The organism is Pedobacter sp. Bi126 (assembly GCF_918698245.1).
In the GTDB taxonomy this organism is placed as follows: domain Bacteria; phylum Bacteroidota; class Bacteroidia; order Sphingobacteriales; family Sphingobacteriaceae; genus Pedobacter.
Genome location: NZ_CAKKMS010000008.1, coordinates 125,154 through 150,571, shown reverse-complemented (window position 1 = coordinate 150,571; position 25,418 = coordinate 125,154). Strand labels below are relative to the sequence as shown.

The following is a 25,418-nucleotide window of genomic DNA, read 5'->3' as shown; positions in this document are numbered from 1 at the left end:
TATTTTTTTAGAATGATGCACTTGCACCGAAACTGAAGGTTCTTGTTTTTGGATAATAATTATTGTTATCAATTCCCGGTGTTAATCCACCGATGTTGATTTCTGGGTCTAAACCACTGTATTTAGTGATTACAAAAAGGTTATTTGCCGTAACATATAATCTAATGGCTTTGATGGCCGGTGCTTTAGGCTTTAGCGTATAGCCAAGTGTAGCGTTATCCAAACGCAAGTATGAGCCACTTTCAAGGAAACGGTCTGAAATCAGATATGCATTAATATCATTGAACGATTCGCCCAGAGTAAAGGTCGGGATGTTTTGGAGTTTTGCATCGGCAGGATTATTTAAAGATGCCTTTGTAGCATTCAAAATCTTATTGCCCAAAACGCCTCTAATTAAAAAGTTAAAATCCCAGTTTTTATAGCTGAAACTATTTACCCATCCGTAAATTAATTTAGGCTGGGCGTTGCCAGCAATTTTTGCATCAGTGGTTAAAGGCTGTGTGGCAATAGTTTGACCGGCAGCATTGATGTATGTACTTACACCTGCAGCATTTTTACCTGCATAATTCCAAAGGTTAAAAGTACCTAATGCATAACCTGGCTGAACTAACTGACTGAAATTGCCCGACTGGCCTTTACCACCAAGCTGAGCTGTTTGAATGGCTGCGATTTTATAGAAATCATCAGATAAGGTTTCTACTACGTTTTTATTGTGCGCAACATTTGGCGAGGTTGTCCATCTGAAACTAGCTGTTTGGAAAACTGTAGCATTTAATGAAAATTCTACTCCTGTATTTTTGATTTTACCAACGTTGGCTGTAATGGTTGGTAAGAAAAACTGTGTTGTAGATACTTCGTAGCGGTCGTAAATCAAATCTGATGTTTGTTTCACGTAGAAATCTACTGAACCTGTAATTCTACCTTTAAATAAACCAAAATCTAAACCTATATTGGTTGTTGCTGTACTTTCCCATTTTAAATCTGGATTCGGGTTTCTAACCGGACCAATCGCATTACTGATAGAACCGTTGTTTAGAAATTTATTACTTCCGGAAAGTGTCCCATAAATTAATAAAGAAGAGAAGGCATTGAAACCTAAGCTGTTACCGGATACACCATAACCGGCGCGAAGTTTTAGATCACTAATCACCGGAACCGACTGCATAAAATCTTCGTTAATAATTCTCCAGCCCGCAGAAACAGCAGGGAATAAGCCCCAGCGATTATTTTTTCCAAATGCGGAAGAACCATCATCTCTTAAAGATGCCTGAAATAAATATTTCTCATTATAGTTGTACTGAACTCTACCGTAATATGAAATTAACCTTAAAGTAGATATTGGCGCATCGTTAAAGGTGATTTGGGAGAGTAAACTTGGGTTAGATAAAAACAGGTTGTTATAGCCTAAATTATCATTTGAAAAATTTTGTGTAGTTACGCCGAAACCATCATTGGTTCTATCTTCTTGCCATGAATAACCACCAAGCAATTTTAAACTGTGTTTTCCAAAAGTTTTATCATAGTTAAAGTAGCCCTCTAAAACCTGGCTTTTGTTTAGGACATCAATTTTTTGCGCTTGCCCGTTAACGCCTCTGGCTAATCCGGATTGGCTATTTAAATAAGTACTGTAGTTATTTTGGTCTCTTTGAGATGAAACGCTGGCTGTAAACTTTAGCCCATCAATAATATTTACCTGAGCCATACCATTAATCAACGTTTTATTATTCAGGTTATCGATAACGTTATTATCAACAATTGATAATGGATTTCTTGTTCCGCTTCCGGTGCGGTTGTAGTTCTCTTTATAGCTGCCATCAGTATTAAAAGGATTTACTGTTGGTAAATAGAAAAGCATATTGGGAAGTGCCTGTGATTGATATACATCAGAACTTTTTGAATTACTATTAGTTATGGTTAAACCCAGTTTAAGCCTATCATTAAAAAACTTCTCGTTAAGGAAAGCGCGAACAATTGTTCTTTTTAGCGATGTATTTTTAAGAATCCCTTTATTATCGAGGTAATTCACACTTGCACCATAATCTGATGTTTGACCAGCGCCGCCGTAAGAAAGATTATGATTTTGAGAATAACCTGTTCTTTCCAAAAGTGATTGCCAGTTTGTGTCCGAACCATCATCATCTACAGCGTTTAAAGTTTGCTTATTCTCTGCAAGGTATTGTCTCAACTCAGGAGCTGAAAGCATATCATATTTTTTAGAAACTTTCTCTACGGCAGCATAACCGCTATAATTTAAGCGAGATTGGCCGCTTTTAGAACGTTTTGTGGTTACAATGATTACGCCGTTTGCGGCTCTTGACCCATAAATCGCAGTAGAAGATGCATCTTTTAAAATGTCGATATTTTCTATATCGGCCGGAGCCAATAAATCAATTGAAGCTCCAGGAACACCGTCGATAACGTAAAATGGCTCTTGTGCAGCACCTTCTCTTAAAGTAGATGGACCACGTAAAATAGTAGAGGGTTTAGCGTTGGGATCGCCACTTTTAGTAACGTTTAAACCCGCAACTTTACCTTGTAAAAGTTGTGCTGGGTTAACTAAAACGCCTTGATTAAATTCTTCTGACTTTACAGAAGTTACCGCACCTGTTAAATCTTTTTTGTTAGCGGTACCATAGCCAATAACCACAACATCTTTCAGGTTTTGATTATCCGAAATAAGGACTACATTTATTTTAGATTGGTTATTAACCAGAATTTCTTTGGTTAAGCTTCCAAGTAGAGAGAATGTTAGTATATCAGATGGTTTTGCCTGAATGGTATAAACGCCATTGGTATCTGTTGATGTTCCTAAATTGCTGCCTTTTATTTTAACTGTTACGCCTGGTAATGGCTGGTTGGTTTCATCAACAACTTTACCTGTTATTGTTTTACTGCTCTGAGCATGGGCGTTTAATGAAATGAAAAGCAGCATTGCAACAAGACATTGCCATCTGCCAATCAAAGACAAGTACGTCTTTTTGTAGTTTTGTTTCATGAATGATTGGTTATGATTGTTTTGGATCATTCACAGAAACAAACGATTGTTCTTGCCCTGTGAATTTCCCACAAAGATGCCTTAACCCGATTATAGATTTTGTCAGTTAGAATTAAGAAATTATTAAGAATTGTAGGGCCAACTGAAAATAATGTTAAGGATTTTTAATTAATAGGTTCAGAATTAAGGATTAGATTTAACACAATGAAGTGAGCCATATGTTATTATTTAAAAAATGGCTATTTTTTTTCTGAATTACATTGTTTTTTGTTGTTTGCTCCGTGTTTGTGTTTTTTTAAAGGGCTATTTTGTTAAAAGCGAAAAAAAATATATTCTTCCAGTCTTTTCAGTTCAAAAAAAAAAGAGGAAGACTTTTCAGTTCCCTCTTTTTTTATCTGATCTATAACTTTTTTATTTGATCTGTATTTGGTTTATTTATAAAGGTAATTCATTGCAATTACATCATTTGCATTAAATGTACGGTCGCCTCCGTTAGAGCAAGCCAGCATAAATGATTCTGCATCAGCTTTTGATGGTGTGCCTGGGATTTGTATTGCGCCAACTCCTGCTGCCCCTTCATTAGAACGTCTTCCTCCACAGCTATATGCTCTGTTCATATAGTCTGTATGACGGAATCCTATACAATGCCCAACTTCATGTTGCAGCACTGAGGCTACATATAATAAGTTAGGATTAGTTCCGTAGGCATTAACATTCGTATTCATTTTAACTTGATTAAATGGTTCGCCGCTTGAAGTAGGAAAACCAGATGAGCCTAAAGTGATGTAACCACCACTTGGTCCTTCGTTAAATCCAAATACATCAATGTTACCTGTAGTGCCAGTACTTGCCCTTTGAAAAGTCATGCGAAGGCCCAATGAGTTGTATCTTGAAATCATCAGGTCAACCGCATCGCTATACACCTGTGGTAAATTTGTAACTGAAATTGTAATCACACGTGGTAGTGCTTTAACAACATTTGTTGTGCGGTACTGCTCGGTTTCAGCAATATTTAAATTAGGACTTAAAGACTTTTCATTTAAGTTGGCATCTGTTAGAACGATGTCGCCTTCTACCAGGTAACCGTTATCAACTTTACGTGCATTTTCGACGCTAAATCCTAAGCTTTTTATTTGTTGTAAAGTACTTGCTGATATTTCGGCTTTGTTGTCAGTTTCTTCAGAAGTTTTGTTTTTCTTACAAGAAGATATGCAGAAAAATAAAGCGCATACCATGGTTAGTGATAAAAATTTTGTGTTTTTCATGTTTAAGTTAGTTTAGGTTAATCGTGTTGATCAGACGAATCTAATATATAAACAAATTCTATGTAATCAAATAGTTACAATGTTTTTTCTGAATATTTATGTTTTATTAATACAAAGCGGGTTGCTTTAAACCTTAAATGACTTCGCTTAATATCTAATACCATTTGTACCATTACTTATTTAAAAACTAACACCCACCTGTAAACCCGTAGATAATGATGCTGGTAAATTGTTGCCGAATCTTACAGGGAAAGGCAATGCAAAATACAGGCTAACATCTTTTCCTTTTTTTACAACCTGGTTCAAAACCGGTGTAAAGCCATAACGGCCATTGGTTTCAAATGCTGCACGACCTATAAAAGTAAAGCCATGTTTGAACCTGAACATTGCCCCCGGATGAAATAATACTGAACTGACCTTAGAAATATTATTTTCGGTACGGATACCCGGGGCAATCTCGAAACTGACCCCGAATTTATCACTCTTTAAAATGTTTATTCCAAATGGAAATATAAGTGTATATGCATTCGAAAAGTTATCGTGGAATCCATTTTTATCCCAGGAACCGATGGGGTGAAGCAAGCTGAAATAACCGGTTATCTTTGGATAAGTCTGGTTTTGACCTGTTTGTTGCGCTTTTGTTGATAAATTTAGTAAAGTGGTGAAAACAAGTAGAAATATACTGTGCTTAATAGGCGGTTTTGTAGAAATTTTATACATAATGAGAAGTTAGAAGAATTTAATGAGTAGTCCTATCGCAGCCGCTACACCAATGATGTAGGGCTCTTGTAATTTTTTGATGTAGATAAGTGAAAGTATAGCTGCTACTGCGATTAATGCTGTTGGAATGTCTTTTATAGAACGCATACCGATCACAATTACTGAACCAACGAGTGCGCCAATCACAGCCGCAGTAATTCCTTCAACGAATGTTTTAACACTATTATTTTTTGCAACCTTTTTGAAAGAGGGTGCTAAAGCTACTGTGAAAATGTAGCAGGGCAGAAAAGTAGCTAGCGCCGCAACACAGGCCCCTGGAAACCCTGCGACAAGATAACCGATAAATCCTACTGTAATTACTACGGGTCCAGGTGTGATCATGGCAACTGCCACCGAGTCTACGAACTGAGCCTCCGTTAACCAACCAAATTCCTTTACCACACCACCATGCAGGAAAGGTACAATGGCCAGTCCGCTACCAAATACAAATGCTCCTGCCTTAACGAAAAACCAGCCAATATCTTGTAAGGTCTTGCTGTCATAGTGCCAAAAACCAGTACTGAACAATATTCCTGCGTGTAGATTTGAAGGCTTTTTAACCCATTGTGGTGGGGCCTTAATAAGCATATATAAGATGCCGCAAGCTAGAAAAAGTAAGATTTCCTCTTTTTCGGTAACAACGGTGATCACGATTCCAATGATATAGAACACCCATAAAAGCCATTTGGATTTGATGGCAGCAAGTTCCAATTTGCTGATTGATTTAATGGTTAATTTATAAGCACTCATGGTAATGATACCGATTACGGCAGCGCCTACACCATAAAATACTGCTTGCATCCATGCCAGCCCACCATATTGTTGGTAGGCCATACCAAGCAAAACCACCATGATGAAGGATGGCAGCACAAAGGCTAAACCTGTTAAAGTAGCGCCAATTAAGCCATAGTGTACAAAGCCGATATAGATCCCCAACTGCGCGGCAAGCGGCCCGGGCGCCAATTGCGCAAGCGCTAGCCCTTCTTTATATTCTTCCTCGCTCAGCCAGCCTTTCTGTTCAACCAGATCACGCTGCATATAGCCCACCAGCGCAACGGGACCGCCAAAGCCCCAAGTGCCCAATTTTAGGAAATACGTTGTAATTTCGGTTAGTGAGTATAGCGGTTTGGCTTTATCTGTTTGTTCTTTCATCAGCAAATTGTATTTTATTACAATATTGCTTATTCGTAAGGCGCTATAATTGTACGGATTTAACTATTTGTATCCGTTTTACCTTTTTGGTGTTTTTTTCTGTAAAACGACGGGTTTTCTCCGGTCTGTTTCTTAAAGATTCGATTAAAGTGGCTCTGGTCTGAAAATCCGGTAAGATAGGCAATCTCGGTTAATGAGTATGTTGTTGTTTCTATCAACAGCATAGCCTTTTCAATCCTCATCTTCCGTATATAATCTCCAAAAGACAGATCATCAAAATACTTGGAAAACTCGCGGGATAAATAAGCTGGATTAATTTCCAATTCATCTGAAGCCTGCTGGAGACTCAAAGACATATTCGTATCCATCTGATCCTGTATCATTTCCCGTAATTCATTCGCCCAGGCCGGTGCTTTCTTTCCTTTATTTTCCCGAAGGTACCTGGTGTATATGTCGAGTAACATTTGTTCAACTGGTCCGGCCTGTGTATGTGTTTTGTGGTAAAGGTGTTTTGCCCAACTATACAGGCCATCATAAATCTGCATACCTAAAGCCAGTAACTCCTGATCATTTGAACTGTGGTAAGCTAAACCCGAAAATACAGCTTCTAGCCCTGCTGCCTGTGGTGCAAAGTCATGGCGATCAGTATCTGCACCGCGAACGATAGCCGCAATGCGGTCAAGAGCTGTATCCTTTAACTGATGTTTTTTGATGAAATAATCAAAAGTGCATTGATCATTGTAATGTGTATATTCTACATCTGGCATGTCGAATGGTATGGCTCCTAATTCCCGGGCTTTAATCATCACCTGATCTGAGGGGACATAAATAATTTCTGCATCGGGATCGATAAAACGCCTGATTAGCCAAGGGCAGGCAATCCGGTCAATTTTTGGATGTTCACGGGTAATCCATTTTGTCATTTTAATAGGGAAGTAGTATGCAAAGTTAACTATCGTACCTGATTTTAATAACAATAATTCGGTGAAGTGAAACTTTTGTTTATTACATCAAAAAAATGGTTGGTTCACCTATAATAAAACAGCTAGGTTTTTAAGTGACCATATAGCATGGTGCAGGACAAGTTAGGCCGTAAAGCCCCTTCAACATTGTCGCATATCACCACTGGCAAACTCGAATTTACATGCCATCTTTGTATAGTCAGGAATTGATATTAAAAAAAAGACTAATTAATGGAGCAGCTACCATTCCAAAAACGGGCGAAACCGAAAAGCCTTAAGAGTAGGAAATTAAAAAATGATTTTATGTCGAACAACACCGTTTCATTGCACAGAGTTTTAAAAGCATCGCCAGAAAAAGTATATCGCGCATTTACTGAACCTTTGGCAATCGCTTCATGGTTACCTCCATATGGCTACCTTTGTACTGTTCACGAAATGACAGTAGCATTAGGAGGTTCTTTTAAAATGTCATTTCATAATTTTTCTACCGGTAATGGTCATTCGTTCGGCGGAAAATACCTTGAAGTAACACCAAACGAGTTTTTAAAGTATACCGATCAGTTTGATGATCCAAACCTGCCTGGTGAAATGATTACTTCGGTTTGGTTGAAAAAGACTTTAGTGGGTACCGAAATTAAAATTACTCAGGAAGGAATTCCCTCAGCCATCCCTGTAGAGATGTGCTACCTGGGTTGGCAGGAATCGCTTGAAAAGTTAGCTAAGCTGGTCGAACCAGAAATACCAGATGCTTAATTAAAGGGATTATATTTTTGAAATACATAACTCCAGCTAATCTCACGGCTTAAATAAGGTGAGACATGGATATGAAGTAAAAGAAACGCGGGGGAATTATTTATAGTGTTCCTAGGTCAGATCAATTAGAAAGCGGCCTGTATTATCGCAGACCGCTTGTATACTTATTTCCATTTTAATATATTAAACTTATGCCCATCAGGGTCGGCGAAAGCGCAGCCGTACATGCCTTGAAATTCCTCTGGTGGCGAGAATACTGAACCGCCGGCATCTTTTACTTTTACGGCCCAGTCATCTACTTCTTCCTTTGTTTCGGCTGAAATGGTAAATATAACTTCATTGCCCTTGCTCAAATCGGCTAACTCGCCTTTCATGCCCTTTTTTAAACTATCTTCCTTAAAAAAGTGTATCACAAAATTATCCTCGCCAAATAAAAAGCTGGCCAGCTCATCGCTCTCGAGTCCTGCATTTTTTTCAAAACCTAGTTTGGTGTAAAAGGCTCTGCTTTTCTCTACATTTTTAACGCCTAAATTGGCCCAGATTTTTGTTTTCATAATTATAGTATTTAGATATTGATTCTTAATTATAATGCCTCATCACTCAATAATACGTCTGTTGTTTTATCTGTTACAAATCTCTATAGATTATCGATATCATTTAGGCGGCATAAATGACAACTTAAGGGCGTGAAAGTGACAACTAAAATGCTTAATTTAGTTAGGATTAAAATAACGATTTGAGCATGTTAAAAGTTTGCCTTTATATTTTCGACGAGGCTGTCCCTTCATCGGTTACCGGAGTAGTAGATTTATTAAGTGGTGCCAACCGTTATATGGAGCGTGCTGGTAAAAAGCCTGTATTTGCGTTAAGTTTGGTTGCAGAGAAAGGTCACGAAATTCCCTTTCACTTTAATAACGTCAATATTGAGCAGTTAAATTATGAGGATATTCAACAAGCTGATCTGATTATTATTCCATCATTTAGTGTTGGTAACGATGGCGTGTTGGGCCGAAACCAAGCGGCTGTTAAATGGATCAAAGAAATGTACGCCAGTCGGACAGAAGTGGCCAGTTTATGCGTAGGCAGCTACTTTTTGGCAGAAGCGGGTTTGCTTGATGGTAAGGAAGTAACCTCACACTGGGCTGTAGCAGCCGATATGCAGAAACGTTACCCTAAAATAAGAATGAAAAGCGATTTGGTAACCACTGATCAAGACGGGGTTTATACCAGTGGCGGAGCATTCTCTTCTCTTAAATTGATCCTCTACCTGATCGAGAAATTTTGCGGTCGCGAAGCTGCGCTGTGGATCAGTAAAATGTTTGCCATTGAAATGGATCGAACCAGTCAGGCGCATTTTAAGGTATTTACCGGCCAGCATCAGCATGATGATAAAGACATTTTGAAAGCCCAGCAGTATATTGAAGAAAACTATAAGAACGAAATCGCTATGGACGAGGTATCCGGGCTGGTTAACATGAGTAAGCGTAATTTTATCCGTCGGTTTAAGGCCGCTACCCATAATACACCATTCGAATATCTGCAAAGGGTACGAATAGAATCAGCAAAAAAAGCCATCGAAATGAACCATAAAGATTTGCCATTTATTATGGAAGATACAGGCTATAACGATTTGAAAGCATTCAGGAAAATCTTTAAGCGCATTACGGGGCTTTCGCCTATGGAGTACAAACGAAAATATGCGAGGGCTTAAATCATCATTTAGCGAGATATGCAGGGGAGAAAAATAAAAACAATAAAACCATAATCAATAATAAGAGTCCATTAACCCAATAACGGTTTTTCCAGGGCTTTAAATCAACAACCTGTTTGTTCTGGGCTACATAGGCAGTTTCCAATGGGTATAATCTTCCTATAATGAGCATAATGGCGGTGGTAACAACAAAAAGAATAGCCAGTACATGCAGGAAGTGGATGCCGGTATCAAATACCATTTGTGTAAGTATATAGGCTACAAAGCAAAATCCCAGGCCTATTTTTGCGGCAATTGGCGGAACTTTTTTGGTTGCAAAGCCAACAAACATAATGGTAAAGATGGGGATACTGAATGCCGCATTTATCTTTTGCATGAAGGTATAAAAGCTATCATTTGAAAATATAAATAAGGGCGCTATGAACATGGCCAATAAGGAGGCAAACATTTCAAATCTTTTCGAGGTTTTTAACATTTTGGCCTCGGTAACCACAATTCCTTTCTTTTCTTTGGCTGGTTTGTAAATGTTGAGGATAAACAATGTACTGGCGCTGTTCAGTCCCGGAGAAAATGAGGTAATGGCAGCGCCAAAAATAACGGCAGCAATAAAACCGCTGAGTATGGGGGGCGATACATCGCTTACCACCCTCGAAAAAACTTCAGTCGTATTTTGCATGTTGCTGTACATATGAACAGCAATAATTCCCGGCAGCATAAATAATAAGGGGCCAAGAAGTTTGCCCGCACAGGCCAGTGCAATTCCCTTCTGGCTGGTTTTAAGATCAGAAGAAGCCAATGCCTGTTGTACAATTACCTGTTCCGTACCCCAGTAAAAGAGGTTCATTAAAATCATACCGGTAAAAATGGTCGAAAACGGAATGGCATCACCTGTTTTTCCTATTGAATTAAAGTGTTCGGTTTTTGAGGTAAGAATAGTATGCATACCCTGTTGCAGATCTCCATTTCCTACATGCCTCACCCCAAAATAAGCCAGCAACAATGCTCCGGTAAACATACAGGCACCCAATACGAGATCAGAAATAACGATGGCTTTTAAGCCGCCCAATATAGAATATAAGCTGCCCACAAGTCCGATGCACCAAACCAAAATCCAGATGCTGCTGCCATAACTGATGTTCCAGATATCAGAAAAATGAAACAGGCCATTTAGCGCAACTGCACCACTATACAATACAATAGGCAAGAGGTTAACGAGGTAGCTGATCAGAAAAAGGAAGGAGACGAGTTTTTTGGTTTGCGGATCGTACCGGCTTTCCAGAAAATCGGGTGTGGTAGACATAGCGCCCTTCAAATAAACCGGGATCACAAATTCTGAAACCAATAACATGGCAAATACAGAACTTACACCCCAGGCCATTACCGTCATATTGTTGATGTATACCGATTCGCTGCTGCCTACAAATTCGGCGGCGCTGATGTTGGTGAAGAATAATGCGCTTCCCACAGCAGTAAAACTTAAGGTGCGATTGGCCAGAAAAAGCCCGGCTGAAGTCGTGATTTTATGCTTTCGGGTTTTGATCCAGGAAATCAATGCAACCAGAAAGGTTACCACTATAAAAGTAACGAGCGCCGTAGTATTCATGTGCTTTAGCTTATAAAGAATTTCTTCTGATGAGTACTGTTGGAATAATTTCCTGGATTTTTTCTTTTTTCAGCACTGCCTGTGCAACTTTTTTGCCCATTAACGAAAAATCGGCCGAGTAAGTGGTAATGCCTCCACCTATAAGTTCTTTTACAACCTCATCATTATGCGAAAGGATTCCGATATCTTTTCCTACCTGAAGCTGCTTTGCTTCGCAGTCCTTCAGGATTTTCCAGATTTCGGAATTGTTCAGTGTAAAGTAAACCTTGCCTTTTTCTACACTTCCAGGCTCATATTCATTTATTATCCGGGTATTTATGGCAAAATCTTTCGAGAATTTTTTAAAGGCCCTGATAATTTCGACAGGATCTAACGAACCGGGGACATGAAAGAAAATCATTTCATCGAACTTTTTTATGGTATCGGCAAGTTCGGCCAAAACTTGGTAGGTAGATTGCTCAAATTCCTGCGTTACATAATTAAATTCGCCTTTTAAGGCTTCGTAGCGGTCGAACATGATGAGTTTATTGTTTGGCAGGCTATCTAACAGGTGTTTGGTTTTAGGATGTGGAATTGGCGAAATGACGTAAACTCCATACTTTCCTTTGATCATATCCAGCATGGTTTCGAAGATGGTGATATTGCCGTGATGAAAAAAAACATCGATATGTACATTTGGGCCAAGTTCATTCCTGAAATTACGGTAAAACTGCTCCTGGAAAGAATCGATCAGGTACATCAGCAACGCTACCTTTAAGGTTTGTTCGGTATCATCGTTAGCCACAAAATACCCTAAACGCTTTTTCGATTCCACTATGCCACGGCTAATCAACTCGCGATAACCTTTCATTACCGTTTCGCGGGCAAAACCAAGTTCTTTAATCAACACATTGATAGAAGGAAGCGCTTCTCCTTTAGAAATAATTCTTTCATCAATAGCATTAATAAAGCCCTGAACGAACTGCTCATGTTTTGAATAGGAGGGTATTTCTTCTAGTTCCCGTATTTTTTCGAAAATAGTTATCATAAAGTAGATTGGGCTACACTAGTCTATAGGTTTGTAATATGAGTTGCCTTTTAATTTACAAGGTAATAAAATTCAGTTAATCAACAATTGAAAAAAAAATATTCCACATCTCATTTTTCGCGTAGTGATTTGTAAAGATAGTTTTTGTAACAATAAAGGCACAAAATCGACTTTTTTTTGTTGGGGGCAGCCAGGTGCTGAACATGTTTTTTACAAAAAGCAGAAAATAAGTTTTGCAATTCTAATAAAAGATCGTTTATATTTACAACATAATAGAACAGAATAGACTAGATTAACTTGACTATCTTTTTTATTTCCAACCAAAATAAACCAAATATGAACTTAAAACTTACTTTTCAAAAGTTAGGCTATTCCGATCTGCTCTGGAAAAAGCTTATTTTATTACTGCTCTTTTTTGCTGTTTGTGTTCCCTCGTTTGCTCAGCAAATGGTTTCGGGCAGGGTAACAGACAATGGACTGGGATTGCCAGGGGCTTCGGTTAGGGTAAAAGGAACCCAGCAAGGCACAAAAACAGATACCGATGGACGATTTAAATTAAGCGTTCCGGCTAATGCCATTTTAATATTTAGTTATGTGGGCTATACCGATCAGGAAATTACTGTAGGTGATAAAACCAACATTGATGTACAGCTGGCAGAAACATCAGGTTCTGGCTTAAATGACGTAGTGGTGGTAGGTTATGGTACCAAGAAGCGGGCAAATTTAACGGGTGCCGTTGCCACAATAAGTGGGGCTGAACTGGCAAAATCACCTTCAACCAATCTTACCAATTCTATTGCCGGCCAGGTTCCGGGGCTTATTGTAAATACCAGAAGCGGTGAACCGGGCAATGATAATGCCGATGTGTTTGTTCGTGGAAAAAGTACTTTAGGAAGCACGGGCGCCCTGGTCGTAATTGATGGGATTCCAGACAGATCAGGCGGCTTCGCCAGGCTAAACCCAGCTGATATCGAATCTTTTACGGTGATCAAAGATGCAAGTGCTGCAATTTATGGTGCACGATCGGCAAATGGGGTTATCCTCATTACCACAAAAAGAGGTAAATCTGGTCGGCCAGTATTTTCGATTGGAACCAACTGGGCTACAACACAGCCTACGCGTGTACCAGAAATGCTCAACGCTTACCAATATGCACAGGCTACCAATGAATACGATGCTTTAGTTGGTCAGCAATTAACGTGGAAAGCAGAGGATATTGAAAAATTCCGTAGTGGATCTGACCCACTCGCGTATCCAAGCAGCAACTGGTGGGATGCGGTAATGAAAAAACGTGCATTACAACAAAACCACATTCTTTCGCTTAGCGGCGGAACAGATAAAGTGAGTTATTTCTTTTCAGGTCAGCACCAGAAACAAGATGGTATTTATAAACGTGATGCCGCTTATTATACACAAGACCAAGCGAGAGCAAATATAGATGTGAATGTGACCGATAATTTTAAAATGGGTGTAGATGTGAGTTATCGCAACGAATTTCGCAATGCAGCCAAACGTGGCTATGATGCTGGTGGAATTTTTAGAGAGTTGTGGCTGGCCTATCCTTACCTTACTCCAATATACGACAATGATCTTGTTGGTGTGGGTATTGGAGGCGGTCCGGATAACAGTATGGTTTACATTACTTCTGGAGAGGCCGGATACCAAAAATTCACCACTGATTATTTGCAAACTAAGGCATCTTTTAGCTGGAAGCTGGATAAGGTGACCAAGGGTCTTTTTGTAGATGGATATTATGCGTTTGACAAAACCATATCGAAAACAAAATCGTTTACCAAAACACCACCTCCGGCATACCGTTATAATCCTGCAACAAAGGGATACACCCAGGTGCTTTCTTCGATTACGCCATCGCTATTTGAGCAACGCGGCGATATTAACCAAGGTTTATTAAACTTAAAACTAGGCTATTCAAAAACAATCAGCGATCATACTTTTGATGCTTTTGTCGCTTTCGAAAGCTTTAAAGGCAATACTGATATCATTAATGCCAACAGGTCAAATTTCCTCAGCAATAGTCTAGATCAGCTTTTTGCAGGAAGCCTTATTGGTCAACAGAACAATTCGAGCGCTGCAAAGGCCGCACGTGTGAATTACATCAGCCGGTTTTCTTACAATTATAAAGGTAAGTACCTGTTAGATTATACCATGCGTTATGATGGTTCTCAGAATTTTCCGCAGGGAAAACGTTATGGTTTTTTTCCGGGAGTATCAGGAGGGTGGCGTATTTCGCAGGAAGATTTTTTCAAATCGGATGTGATCAACGAGCTGAAATTGAGGGCATCGTGGGGTAAGACTGGTAATGATGCCGTTTCTGCCTTTAACTATTTGCAAACCTATTTGCTTGGTAGCGGCTATGGCTATTCTTTGGGTTCTGGCGCTTCGCAGGTTTCTTCACTGGTATTGGGCCCAACCCCAAATCCGAACATTACCTGGGAGCTGGCCAATACTACCGATATTGGTTTGGAAACACAGTTTTTTAAAGGGAAATTAGGTGTTAATATTGATGTATTCAGATCGCTGCGCTCTAATATTCTAATCACCAGAAGTGAATCTGTTCCAGGATACACAGGTTTAACGCTGCCGAGTGAAAACCTGGGGAAAGTATTAAACCGTGGAATAGAAATGGAGGTTTTATACCACAACACTATTGGCGATTCTTTTAAATACAACGTTAGGGGTAATATCACTTTCGCAAGGAACAAGGTCATCTTTATGGATGAAGCCGCGAATATTCCGGATTATCAACGCAAAACCAATATCCCGATTGATTCGTGGTTCCTGTATCAGAGTGATGGTATTTATCAAAATCAACAGGAAATTAACAATACGCCGCATCCGGCAGGTACGGGTATTGGCGATATCAGATATAAGGATATAAACAATGATGGTGCAATTAATGATTTGGATAAAGTGAGAACGCCACTTACCCGTACACCGGAGATTATGTTTGGTACTTCTTTTGGCGCCAGCTGGAAAAACATAGATTTTACGGTTTTCTTTCAAGGACAGGCAAGGGCCAAATCTTACCTGGCGCCAGCGGGTTTAAATATGGTTCAGGAATTTTTTGAAGAAAGATGGCAAAACCCAGGAGATAATAAATATCCAAGAAACTTTAGCGGTCCAACTGGCAGAACATTCGGCGTAAATACCCTTGAATCGGATCTGTGGTTACGGAATGCGGCTTTTGCAAGGTTGAAGAACATGGAGCTGGGTTATACCTTTTCAAAAACATTGATTGAAAAGATAAAAATGCAAAATGTAAGACTTTATATCAGCGGAACAAATCTATTTTCTATCGATCGTTTCGGGCCATCGTTCGATCCAGAAACCCCAAGTAATTCAGGACAGTATTATCCACAACAGCGTGTGATCAATGTTGGCGCAAACATTACCTTCTAAAAAAGTATATCATGAAATTGAACATCAATAATTTAAAAATAAACAGCACAGTTTTACTCATCTGTACACTGCTGCTAATCGGAGGATGTAAAAAGGCGCTCGAGTTACAGCCTTTAAACGCTTACTCAGAAAAGGATGTATGGACCGATCCAAAACTGGTTCAGGTTTTTGTAAACAGTATTTACGATCAGACGGTGCTGGCTTACCAGGATGGTGGGCTAGGCTGGGGCGCGCAAACTGATGAGCTTTATGGAAACTTTAACTGGACAAATGAAAACCTGTATGTACGAGGCGAGGCCACGCCTGATAACCAAAGTTCAGGATCGCTGAACCATTGGAACAAAATGTATGCTTCTATCCGCTATAGTAATATATTCTTCACAAATATTGATCAGGTAACAGCAGGAGGCGATGCGGTTAAAACGATGAAAGGTGAGGTGCATTTTTTACGCGCTTTGGCTTATTTCGAACTGTTAAAAAGGTTTGGTGGCGTACCGCTTATTGTTAAGGTTTACGATGTGAACGACAAAAGTTTTAACGAGAAAAGAGCCACATGGACCGAAACTAAGGATTTTATACTTGCCGAGATAACGGAGGCTTTAAAAACCCTGCCAACAGTTTATGCAAGTGCAAATGATAAAGGTCGCGCTACTGCAGGCGCAGCTTTGGCTTTAAAATCGAGACTTTTACTATACGCAGCCAGCCCTTATTTTAACAAAAGCAATGATAAAAAGTTATGGGAAGATGCAAAACTGGCAGCCAAGGCTGTAATAGATTTTGCTACGCCTAAATATGCTTTATATGGCAATGCGGCCAATGGCACCTATAACAAAACTTATCTCGATTTTTTCAATTCTGAAATTATTTTTTCGAGGGTATACAGCGGCTTGGTAAGAGCAGATCGTTATAATACCGTGAGCAGAGATTTAAGCCCAAATGGTTATAATGGTTATAGTGCTTATAACGTTGTTCAACAAATGGTCGATGATTTTGAAATGGCCGATGGTACAAAATTTAGCTGGAGCAATCCTCAACAGGCAAAAGATCCGTATCTGAATAGAGAACCAAGATTTTATGCGACAATTTTGGCCAATAATCAGCAGTTTAAAGGGCGTTTAACCAGCTTTTTTGAAGGTGGTGACGACTCTCCCCAAAGCCCTTATTCTCCGTGGAATGCTTCGAAAACCAGATACTGTGTGAAAAAAATGGTAAATGAGGCTTTCGATTGGAACGTTCAGGATTACGATGCCAGCCAGTGGGTGGTTTTCAGGTTATCGGAAATCTATTTGAATTATGCCGAAGCCTGTGCTGCACTTGGCGAAGAGGGAGAGGCCCTAAATTACCTGAATAAAATAAGAACTGAAAAAGCGGGTATGCCGGCCGTAAGTGGGTCTGGAGCATTACTAATGGATCAGATAAGACATGAACGCAGGATAGAACTTTGCTTTGAAGGACACCGTTATTTTGATATCAGAAGATGGGGAATAGCAGAAACAGGTTCAGAAGATGCAAAAGGTGTAACGATTACCAAACAGGCAAACGGTACTTTTACCTATGCATTAATGACCGTTCAGGAGCGTACTTGGGTACCAAGTTTTTATTTCTACCCAATACCAAGAAGTGAAATACAAAAGAACCCTGCCATTGTGCAAAATCCAAATTATTAATTAAATGCTGTTTTTAATGAAGTGTGGACAAAAGGCTCATACTTCATTTTTCCCTTTTTGATATGAAATCTTTCCCAATAAAATGTATACCGTTCATCTTAATTTTGCTGCATTGTTTTGATGTAAACGCTCAGGATTTACGCTGGCACCTGCAAAAGAACGGGGGCATCGAATGGACTGTTAAAAAAAACACCAAACATACCGATCAGATAGAAATGAGCGGGAAACAAATTTCCGCCATAATTACCTATGGTGTAAACGATAAAAATAACCTGGTCATAAAAAGAAAACTCGTATTCCCGATGCTGCGGATTATCCCAAACGATACCCGTGGAAGCCTGATTAAAGATTTTGATCAGTTAATACCTCCTGTTTTGATCGACGGAGCAGCCTTGAACGAACAGCCCATGGCTTTTTCTATCAATGGTTCGGTAAAGGTCAGGTCTGAAATTGGAAATGTGAACGTACTTCGCGAGCTCTTCCCATCAACCGATAAACCGGCATTTATTGAGCACACGACATTTAAAAATAGGGGATTGAAACCAGTGGAAATTGTTGTTCCGGAGTTTGATCAAACAGATAGTACCGCACGCAGTAAAGGCGTTTATGGTACTTACCTGCTCAATACAAAAATATTTGGGACGGGTAAGTTTATTTTAAAAGCAGGAGAAGAGCAAATCTATGCAATCGTTTATTCGGCACGGAAAACAGCCGACCAGCCTTATACTTTTTCTTCAGTATACGAATCGTTAAAACGACGGAATTTCGTAAGCGAAATTACGCAGCAACTGGTACTGAAAACACCAGATGATACCCTGAACCAGATGTTTGCTTTTTCCAAAATCAGAGCTTCTGAAAGTATTTTTGATACGAAAAATGGTTTAATGCATGGTCCGGGTGGTGGATCTTATTACGCTGCAATCTGGGCAAACGATCAGGCCGAATACATGGACCCGTTTTTCCCTTTTTTGGGCAATGCTGCAGGGAATGAAAGTGCTAAAAACAGTTTCCGGCTGTTTGCCAAATACATGAATCCCGAATACAAACCGATTCCTAGTTCGATTATAGCAGAAGGAACTGATAAATGGAATGGAGCGGGCGATCGCGGTGATATGGCTATGATTGCTTATGGTGCATCGAGGTTTGCACTGGCTTATGCAGATACAGCCGAGGCCCGACAATTGTGGCCACTGATAACATGGTGCCTGGAATTTTCAAGAAGGAAAAAAAGTGCAGATGGGGTAATTGCTTCCGATTCGGATGAGCTGGAAGGAAGGTTTCCGGCGGGTAAAATTAACCTATCAACCAATACGCTGGTTTACGGCGCATTGATTAGTGCTGCAGACCTGTCAGCAAGTCTTGGCGATAAAACAACTTCAACAAATTTGCTTAAAGAAGCATCAGTACTAAAAATAGCCATAGAGAAATATTTTGGAGCAAAGGTGCAAGGATTCGATACTTACCGTTACTACGATGGAAACGATAAGCTTAGATCATGGATAGGAATGCCACTGGTAATGGGTATTTACGACAGAAAAGAGCAGACTGCCAAGGCGCTTTTGTCTGATTACCTGTGGACAAAGGACGGGATGTTGAGCGAATCGGGATCAAAAGTATTCTGGGACCGTTCGCTTTTGTACGCTGTGCGTGGCTTGTTCAACGCGGGTATGACCGATACCACCATGAAATACCTGAAATACTATACTGCCAAACGTTTGCTGGGCGAACATGTGCCTTATGCTGTTGAAGCCTGGCCAGAAGGAGATCAGCGACATCTTTCGGCTGAGAGTGGATTATATTGTCGTGCCATAACCGAAGGATTGTTTGGGATACAACCAACCGGTTTTAAATCATTCCGGTTGTGCCCTTATCTTCCTGCAGGCTGGAAACAAATGTCGCTTAAACACATAAGGGCATTTAATAGCGATTTCGGTATCACGGTTTTCGAGATTGAAGGAAAGATCAAAATTTTGGTAGAACAGGAAAGTGGCAAAAAACAAGAAATCAACTGGGAAGGAAAACAGGCTGTAGAAATTAACTTATATTAAACACATGAAAAGAATCCTTTTTGTAAACATTTTTATTTGCCTATGCTGTGGCGTTTATGCCCAGGGCGGAGTAACTTTCAAATCAACCGATGCCGCTTTGCAAACCGCATTTGTTAGGGCCAAAGAAATGGCACTAAGTTATAAAGGCAAGCCTTCTGATCCGGTTGGCCCCTGGTACGAATCTGCTTTACCGCCACGATCGGCGTTCTGTATGCGCGATGTTGCCCATCAGAGCATTGGTGGCGAGATATTGGGCTTGAATAAGGAAAATAAAAATATGTTCAGACTATTTGTTAACAAAATATCCGAATCTAAAGACTGGTGTTCTTATTGGGAAATAAATCATTTAGGTAAACCCGCTAAAGATGATTATCGCAATGATACAGCATTTTGGTATAACCTGAATGCGAATTTTGATGTGCTTAATGCCAGTTGGAAATTATATTTATGGACAGGCGACCTTGAATACGTCAACGGCGCAGGTTTTAAAAACTTTCACGAAAAATCAGTAACCGAATACATTAACCGTTGGGTGTTGCAGGCCGATTCTTTGCTTAAAAGGCCAACGCATCCAAATGCTCCAGTGCCTTTTAATAACAACGATTCATTTCATCGGTGCCGTGGTTTACCTTCTTATTCGGAGGGAGTGCCCAATATTAAAATGGGGGTCGATCTTGTGGCCGCAATCTATAGGGGACTAATGTCGTATGCAGCAATGCTCGACCTAAAAGGGCAGCACGATAAAGCAAAACAGTTTAAAGAAAAGGCTGAAGCTTATCAGAAAAGTATCGATGCTTTGTGGTGGAACGACAGCGCTTCGCAATACCATACTTTTTATTCGAACGACCATAAATTTGGTATGGATGAAGGGGAAACTTTTCTACTTTGGTTCGATGCTTTAAAAGCCGGTGAACGCAAAGAAAAAACCATTCAACATCTATTATCGAAAAACTGGAATGTAGAAAACCTGTCGTATTTTCCTTTAATTATGTACCAGAACGGGCAGTCAGAAAAAGCCTACGGTTATTTATTGCACTTAACCGATCCTGCAACAGCCAGGAGAGAATATCCTGAAGTTTCTTTCGGTGTAATTAAAGGTTTTACAGAAGGATTAATGGGGATAGAAGCAGATGCCCGGTTTGATCAGATCACAACTTTGTACCGTGGTAAAAAAACAACAAGTTCCGAATTAAAAGATTTACCAGTTTTAATGACTTCTGTTACGGTAAAACACGAGGGTAATATTGCTACGACGCTAAGTAACAATGGTCAAAAGAAAATTCTTTGGCAGCCTAAATTTTTAGATGATAAGGGAAAAACCATTGTGAAGAAAGCAGTTTGGGTAAAACCGGGAAGCTCAGTTAAATTTAAAAGAGCCTAACAACATCTAGCTTTTTCCACCATAAGTTTAATTTGTTTTTTTAATGGCGTGGCAATGTGATTAAGTTAAGTGCTATGCCGTTGTCAGTCTGAGCTTGTCGAAGACCTTTCTATGGTCAAAAACCCAAAAAAATGTTCTTCGACAGGCTATCATTGACAGATCTTTTAAGAAGGGTCGTCATTGCGATTCACGAAGACAACCGAACGAAGCGAGCTCATGAATACCTTTAAAAAACAACTGCAAAAATGAATAATCTTAAAGCGCTCGCTACTAGCGATCGTTGTAAGATTGCTTCGTCGGCTGAAAAAGCCTTCTCGCAATGACGATAATCTGAGGGGATTTAATTTTTTAAATTCTCCTGTCATTAATATTGATTTTTATACAATAAATTATCCCTCAGGATGACAAATGTTTTTTGTTTTCTCCTAAAAAAGAAATGACATTGGGCGTAGGGGTAAATACAAATGTTGTTGTCATACTTTCAAAACACAATAAATATTCAATTATTTAAAAACAAAAAAGTATGAAAATGAACAAGTTTTATTTATTATTTGCTGTCATGGTTATTACAGCGGGAGTGGCAAAAGCACAAGATGCTGACGTTGTATTTGGTGTAAAAGCTGGTGTAAACTATGGAACATTGCCAACAAGTTTAAATGCCATAACAGATAAAAAAGGAAAGGTAGGTTATAATTTTGGGGTATTTGCACGGGTTGGGAAATCGCTATATTTTCAACCAGAATTGAACTATGTTAGCTTTAAGAGTTCATATGTTTATGCAGCTAACACTTATACACCAAAATTTAACCAACTTAATTTACCACTTATGGTGGGCTACAAACTGATCGATACCGAAGCCTTAAATTTCAGGGTTTCTGCTGGGCCTGATGTTAATTATACCCTTAACGAAGCAAAAGGGCCAGTTGGCTTTGAATATAAAAAGCTTAATTTCGGTGGAGTGATCAATGCAGGCGTAGATATTGGAAACATCAGTATTGATGCCAGATACAGCAGGGGCCTTACAAAAATTAATAAAGGACTAGGTGAAAAAAGCGGTTTGTTTAATTTATCTGTCGGATTTAAATTGTTTTAAGGCACTTCTAAACTTCTGTATTCTTCTTACTGGTAAGTTTGAATACCGCAAGAATATAAATCCATTTTTCGCTAAAGAAAAATGGATTTTTTTTTGTTAACTTCTTAAATAACATTCCGTTAATTTAAGAAACTAAATTAGTTTTATTACTTTTGTTGCCAAACGAACTATTTAAGTCTTGTGTCATGTAATATCATTTGCATATAATGTTGAATGACCTTTCCCACCCGGGGAGGGAGTAATTACTATTTATTTTTTATTTTACTTATTACAATATGGCTATTTCACAAAAATATGGTCGTACTTATCACTATCCTTTTTCGCCGGGAACAACCAGCGATGACAGGATACAGCACGATTATTGGGGATATTTACAAAAAATCCCTACACTTATACACACCGAAAAACTTGATGGCGAGAATAATTGCCTGTCTAAACACGGCGTGTTTGCCCGCTCGCATGCGGCTCCAACAACATCACCATGGACCGAAAGTCTTAGGCGTTTTTGGCAACTTGCGAAACATGATTTGGGAGACTTAGAAATCTTCGTAGAAAACTTATATGCCATCCATTCTATTGAATACCGTAAGCTGGAACATCATTTTTATGTATTCGGTATCCGCGAATGCGACCATTGGCTCAGTTGGGAAGAAACGCAGTTTTATGCAAATATGTTAGATCTGCCAACTGTTCCTGTAATTAAAATAGAACAAAAACCAGAAAATCAACAACAGTTCGAAAAAGAAATACTCGAGTTGGTGAAGGCACCAGGTAAATTTGATACCTATGATGTTTACAATAAAACACAGGCTACTATGGAAGGAATCGTTAGCAGGAATGCTGATGGGTACGCTGTTGATGATTTTGCCCAAAATGTGTTCAAATACGTACGCAAGGGGCATGTTAAAACTGATGAGCATTGGACCAGAAGCTGGAAACGCGCATCACTGATAAATGAAGGAGGTAAGCATGTGGACATTAAGTGAAAATAAACAATGGGCGGATCTTGAAATTCGCTTTGACTGGATAAAACGCATGGCAGATGTTCAACAAGATTCACGCTATCATGCAGAAGGCAATGTGGCCATACATACGCAAATGGTATTAACAGCTTTGCAAAATGAACCTGCTTTTAAAGATTTATCTGAACAGGATCAGGAAATTTTATGGGCAGCTGCTTTATTGCACGATGTTGAAAAAAACAGCACTACTGTTTTTGAAACAGACGGAAGCATTACCTCAAAAGGACATGCGCGTAAAGGAGCTCAATTTGCAAGGCAATTACTATATCAGGTTGAACCTACGCCTTTTGCCATTCGTGAACAAATTGTAGGGCTGGTAAGGCACCATGGTTTGCCAATTTGGTTATTCGAAAAAACTGATCCTGTGAAAGCTTTAGTTAAGGCAAGCATGGAAGTTAATTTGCAATGGTTATGTTTATTGGCAAAAGCAGATATGCTTGGCCGTATCTGTGATGATCAGGAAGAGATGTTATATCGTATAGCTTGCTTCGAAGAATTTTGCAAGGAAAACGAATGCTGGGGAAATCCGTATAGGTTTAAATCAAATGCTGCGCAAATGTATTTTATGCAACATGAAGATGCTTATTTAGATTACATCCCGTTTGATGAGCCAGTAACGGAAGTTATTATGATGAGTGGTTTGCCTGGTGCCGGAAAAGACACCTATATTAAAACACATTACGCAGATTGGCCGATAATCTCTTTAGACGGTATCCGTAAGGAAAAGGGAATATCTCCAACGGATAAAGCAGGTAATGGGAGGGTAATACAAGAAGCAAAAGAGCAAGCCAGGGTTTATCTGCGAAAACAGCAATCGTTTGTTTGGAATGCTACCAATACAACAAGCCAGATGCGCATGCAATTAATTGATCTGTTTGGTATTTATAAGGCAAAAGTAAGTATTGTCTATATTGAAGTGCCTTATCAACATTTGCACGTTCAGAATAAAAATAGAACTTCGATTGTCCCTGCGGGCATACTTAATAAATTGGCGAACAAACTTGAAGTACCTGCACAGTGGGAGGCACATCAAGTCGTTTATCAGATTCGATAACAAGGTTTTTTAAATTCGTAATTAATCGAGCTAAACTAAAAATCATTGGAAAAACATCCAATTAAGGTAGCCCTTCAGTGTATTCTGAAGGGCTTTTTTGTGCTTTTAAAAGTATTTTGAATTGTTATTTCCATTGATTTATAAATGAAATCACCTTTTAATATGAACTAAATTCTTTAAAAACTAAAAATGTGTAACTTGAATCCGTAAAACATATATCAAATGAAATATAACCGGCGCGATTTTATTGGTGGTAGCATGGCACTCACATCAGCTTTATTTTTAAAACCAATGGAAACATATGCTACACCTTCTTCCGGATCTGAAAAATGGACAAATGGTTTCGCCCTAAAAATCATGGCGCCCTATTGGGGGTTTAATGGCTCGGTAACTGATTTTTGCAAAAAGGCAAAAGATTCAGGCTATGATGGAATAGAAATCTTATGGTCGCCAGAAATTGCAGAAGAGTTATTTAGCGCGTTAAAAAAATATCAATTAGAAGTTGGTTTCCTTTGTCGTGGAGATGAAGCCTTTCCGGTGCCGCACTTTGCAACTTTTAAAAAAGTACTTAAAGAAGCTATTGAACATCGGTATCAAAAACCTTTGTATATAAATGTTCACTCCGGAAAGGATTTTTTTCAATACCAGGACAATAAAAAATTCATTGATTTTACTGTTCAGTATGCCAAAGAAACAGGAGTTCCAATTTATCATGAAACCCATCGGTCGCGTATGCTTTATTCAGCTCCGGCATCATTACAATATTTAGAGAAAAACCCTGATTTAAGGTTAACCCTCGATATTTCTCATTGGTGCAATGTGAGCGAAAGTTTACTCGAAGATCAACCAGAAACTGTGGCACTTGCCATTTCACGTACCGATCATGTTCACTCCAGGGTTGGCCACGCAGAAGGACCACAGGTAAGCGATCCGAGAGCGCTGGAATGGAGGCAAGCGGTTGATGCACATTTTGCCTGGTGGGACAAAGTTGTTGCCATTAAAAAACAACAAGGTAAAATCCTCACTATGTTAACCGAATTTGGCCCGCCCAGTTATATGCCAACCATTCCGTTTACCAACCTCCCAGTTGCCGATCAATGGGAAATAAATGTATTTATGATGCAGGTTTGGAGAAAAAGATATTTGTAGTTTTTCTAAAAAAGGAGACTGCTTATAGCTAGCTCGGTGGGTTATTTTTAAGCGAAATATGTAATATAGTAGGAAAAAACTGCTTAGTGATGAAGATTTAGTAGCCGTGTGCCCCAAACTGAATAAGGGTTTAGCTATTCGCTGCATTCCTCACGCTTAAAAGTATTACGTTTATGGCTGTGTTGCCTAAAAATGATTACTGTTAAGTGTATATTTCTCTTTTTAATCAATATTGAAAGGTTTTGAGATGAAATCTAACAGGCTAAGGCTTATCGGATTCTATTTTTAGCTTATATTAGATTCGAATATAAAATGATATTGAAAAAACATGTCCAAAAAAGAAATGCAAAAAAGATT

At 39.2% G+C, this 25,418-nt stretch carries 18 protein-coding genes; 10 read left to right on the top strand and 8 right to left on the bottom strand.

What is annotated here, in order from left to right; translation table 11 throughout:
- Positions 1-7: 7 nt before the first annotated feature.
- The 5 genes from LQ201_RS23410 to LQ201_RS23390 form a co-directional block, all read right to left on the bottom strand.
- Positions 8-2,995, bottom strand: coding sequence for a TonB-dependent receptor (locus LQ201_RS23410; protein ID WP_230146093.1), 2,988 nt, complete (start codon positions 2,993-2,995; stop codon positions 8-10).
- Between the two features lie 431 nt (positions 2,996-3,426).
- Positions 3,427-4,260 (bottom strand): M57 family metalloprotease, encoded by an 834-nt coding sequence (locus LQ201_RS23405; RefSeq protein WP_230146092.1) that lies wholly within the window; start codon positions 4,258-4,260, stop codon positions 3,427-3,429.
- 180 nt (positions 4,261-4,440) lie between these two features.
- A complete protein-coding gene (locus LQ201_RS23400; protein ID WP_230146091.1) occupies positions 4,441-4,980 on the bottom strand; it encodes a hypothetical protein in 540 nt (179 codons plus the stop codon).
- Positions 4,981-4,989: 9 nt separating this feature from the next.
- Complete coding sequence (locus tag LQ201_RS23395) at positions 4,990-6,171, bottom strand: chromate transporter (RefSeq protein ID WP_230146090.1); 1,182 nt, start codon at positions 6,169-6,171, stop codon at positions 4,990-4,992.
- A 59-nt stretch (positions 6,172-6,230) separates the two neighbouring features.
- A complete protein-coding gene (locus LQ201_RS23390; protein ID WP_230146089.1) occupies positions 6,231-7,094 on the bottom strand; it encodes a chromate resistance protein ChrB domain-containing protein in 864 nt (287 codons plus the stop codon).
- Between the two features lie 342 nt (positions 7,095-7,436).
- On the opposite strand from LQ201_RS23390, the gene LQ201_RS23385 reads away from it, so the two are divergent.
- Positions 7,437-7,886: an SRPBCC family protein gene (locus tag LQ201_RS23385; RefSeq protein ID WP_230146088.1), complete on the top strand. Its 450-nt coding sequence runs from the start codon at positions 7,437-7,439 to the stop codon at positions 7,884-7,886.
- 164 nt (positions 7,887-8,050) lie between these two features.
- On the opposite strand, the gene LQ201_RS23380 is transcribed toward LQ201_RS23385, so the two are convergent.
- The gene (locus LQ201_RS23380; RefSeq protein ID WP_230146087.1) at positions 8,051-8,440 is read right to left on the bottom strand and encodes a VOC family protein; all 390 of its coding nucleotides are present in this window, start codon (positions 8,438-8,440) and stop codon (positions 8,051-8,053) included.
- Between the two features lie 188 nt (positions 8,441-8,628).
- Here LQ201_RS23380 and LQ201_RS23375 point away from each other — a divergent pair, with 188 nt between their 5' ends.
- Positions 8,629-9,597: a GlxA family transcriptional regulator gene (locus tag LQ201_RS23375; RefSeq protein WP_230146086.1), complete on the top strand. Its 969-nt coding sequence runs from the start codon at positions 8,629-8,631 to the stop codon at positions 9,595-9,597.
- A 4-nt stretch (positions 9,598-9,601) separates the two neighbouring features.
- On the opposite strand, the gene LQ201_RS23370 is transcribed toward LQ201_RS23375, so the two are convergent.
- Complete coding sequence (locus LQ201_RS23370; protein WP_230146085.1) at positions 9,602-11,200, bottom strand: solute:sodium symporter family transporter; 1,599 nt, start codon at positions 11,198-11,200, stop codon at positions 9,602-9,604.
- 10 nt (positions 11,201-11,210) lie between these two features.
- Positions 11,211-12,227 carry a GntR family transcriptional regulator gene (locus tag LQ201_RS23365; RefSeq protein WP_230146084.1) on the bottom strand — a complete coding sequence of 339 codons (1,017 nt, stop codon included), beginning with the start codon at positions 12,225-12,227 and terminating at the stop codon, positions 11,211-11,213.
- 336 nt (positions 12,228-12,563) lie between these two features.
- Between LQ201_RS23365 and LQ201_RS23360 the strand changes: the two genes are divergently transcribed.
- The 8 genes from LQ201_RS23360 to LQ201_RS23325 all read left to right on the top strand — a co-directional run bounded on the left by LQ201_RS23360 (position 12,564) and on the right by LQ201_RS23325 (position 25,061).
- The gene (locus tag LQ201_RS23360) at positions 12,564-15,647 is read left to right on the top strand and encodes a TonB-dependent receptor (protein WP_230146083.1); all 3,084 of its coding nucleotides are present in this window, start codon (positions 12,564-12,566) and stop codon (positions 15,645-15,647) included.
- Positions 15,648-15,658: 11 nt separating this feature from the next.
- A complete protein-coding gene (locus LQ201_RS23355) occupies positions 15,659-17,314 on the top strand; it encodes a RagB/SusD family nutrient uptake outer membrane protein (protein ID WP_230146082.1) in 1,656 nt (551 codons plus the stop codon).
- A 62-nt stretch (positions 17,315-17,376) separates the two neighbouring features.
- Positions 17,377-19,362: a hypothetical protein gene (locus LQ201_RS23350; protein WP_230146081.1), complete on the top strand. Its 1,986-nt coding sequence runs from the start codon at positions 17,377-17,379 to the stop codon at positions 19,360-19,362.
- Between the two features lie 4 nt (positions 19,363-19,366).
- Positions 19,367-20,743 (top strand): trehalase family glycosidase, encoded by a 1,377-nt coding sequence (locus tag LQ201_RS23345; protein WP_230146080.1) that lies wholly within the window; start codon positions 19,367-19,369, stop codon positions 20,741-20,743.
- A gap of 529 nt (positions 20,744-21,272) precedes the next feature.
- A complete protein-coding gene (locus LQ201_RS23340; RefSeq protein ID WP_230146079.1) occupies positions 21,273-21,836 on the top strand; it encodes a porin family protein in 564 nt (187 codons plus the stop codon).
- A gap of 275 nt (positions 21,837-22,111) precedes the next feature.
- Positions 22,112-22,822, top strand: coding sequence for an RNA ligase family protein (locus tag LQ201_RS23335; protein ID WP_230146078.1), 711 nt, complete (start codon positions 22,112-22,114; stop codon positions 22,820-22,822).
- Entirely contained in the window at positions 22,791-23,912 is a 1,122-nt protein-coding gene (locus LQ201_RS23330; protein ID WP_230146077.1) for an AAA family ATPase, read from the top strand. The genes LQ201_RS23335 and LQ201_RS23330 overlap by 32 nt, the downstream gene beginning before the upstream one ends.
- A gap of 222 nt (positions 23,913-24,134) precedes the next feature.
- Complete coding sequence (locus tag LQ201_RS23325; RefSeq protein WP_230146076.1) at positions 24,135-25,061, top strand: sugar phosphate isomerase/epimerase; 927 nt, start codon at positions 24,135-24,137, stop codon at positions 25,059-25,061.
- Positions 25,062-25,418 lie beyond the last annotated feature (357 nt).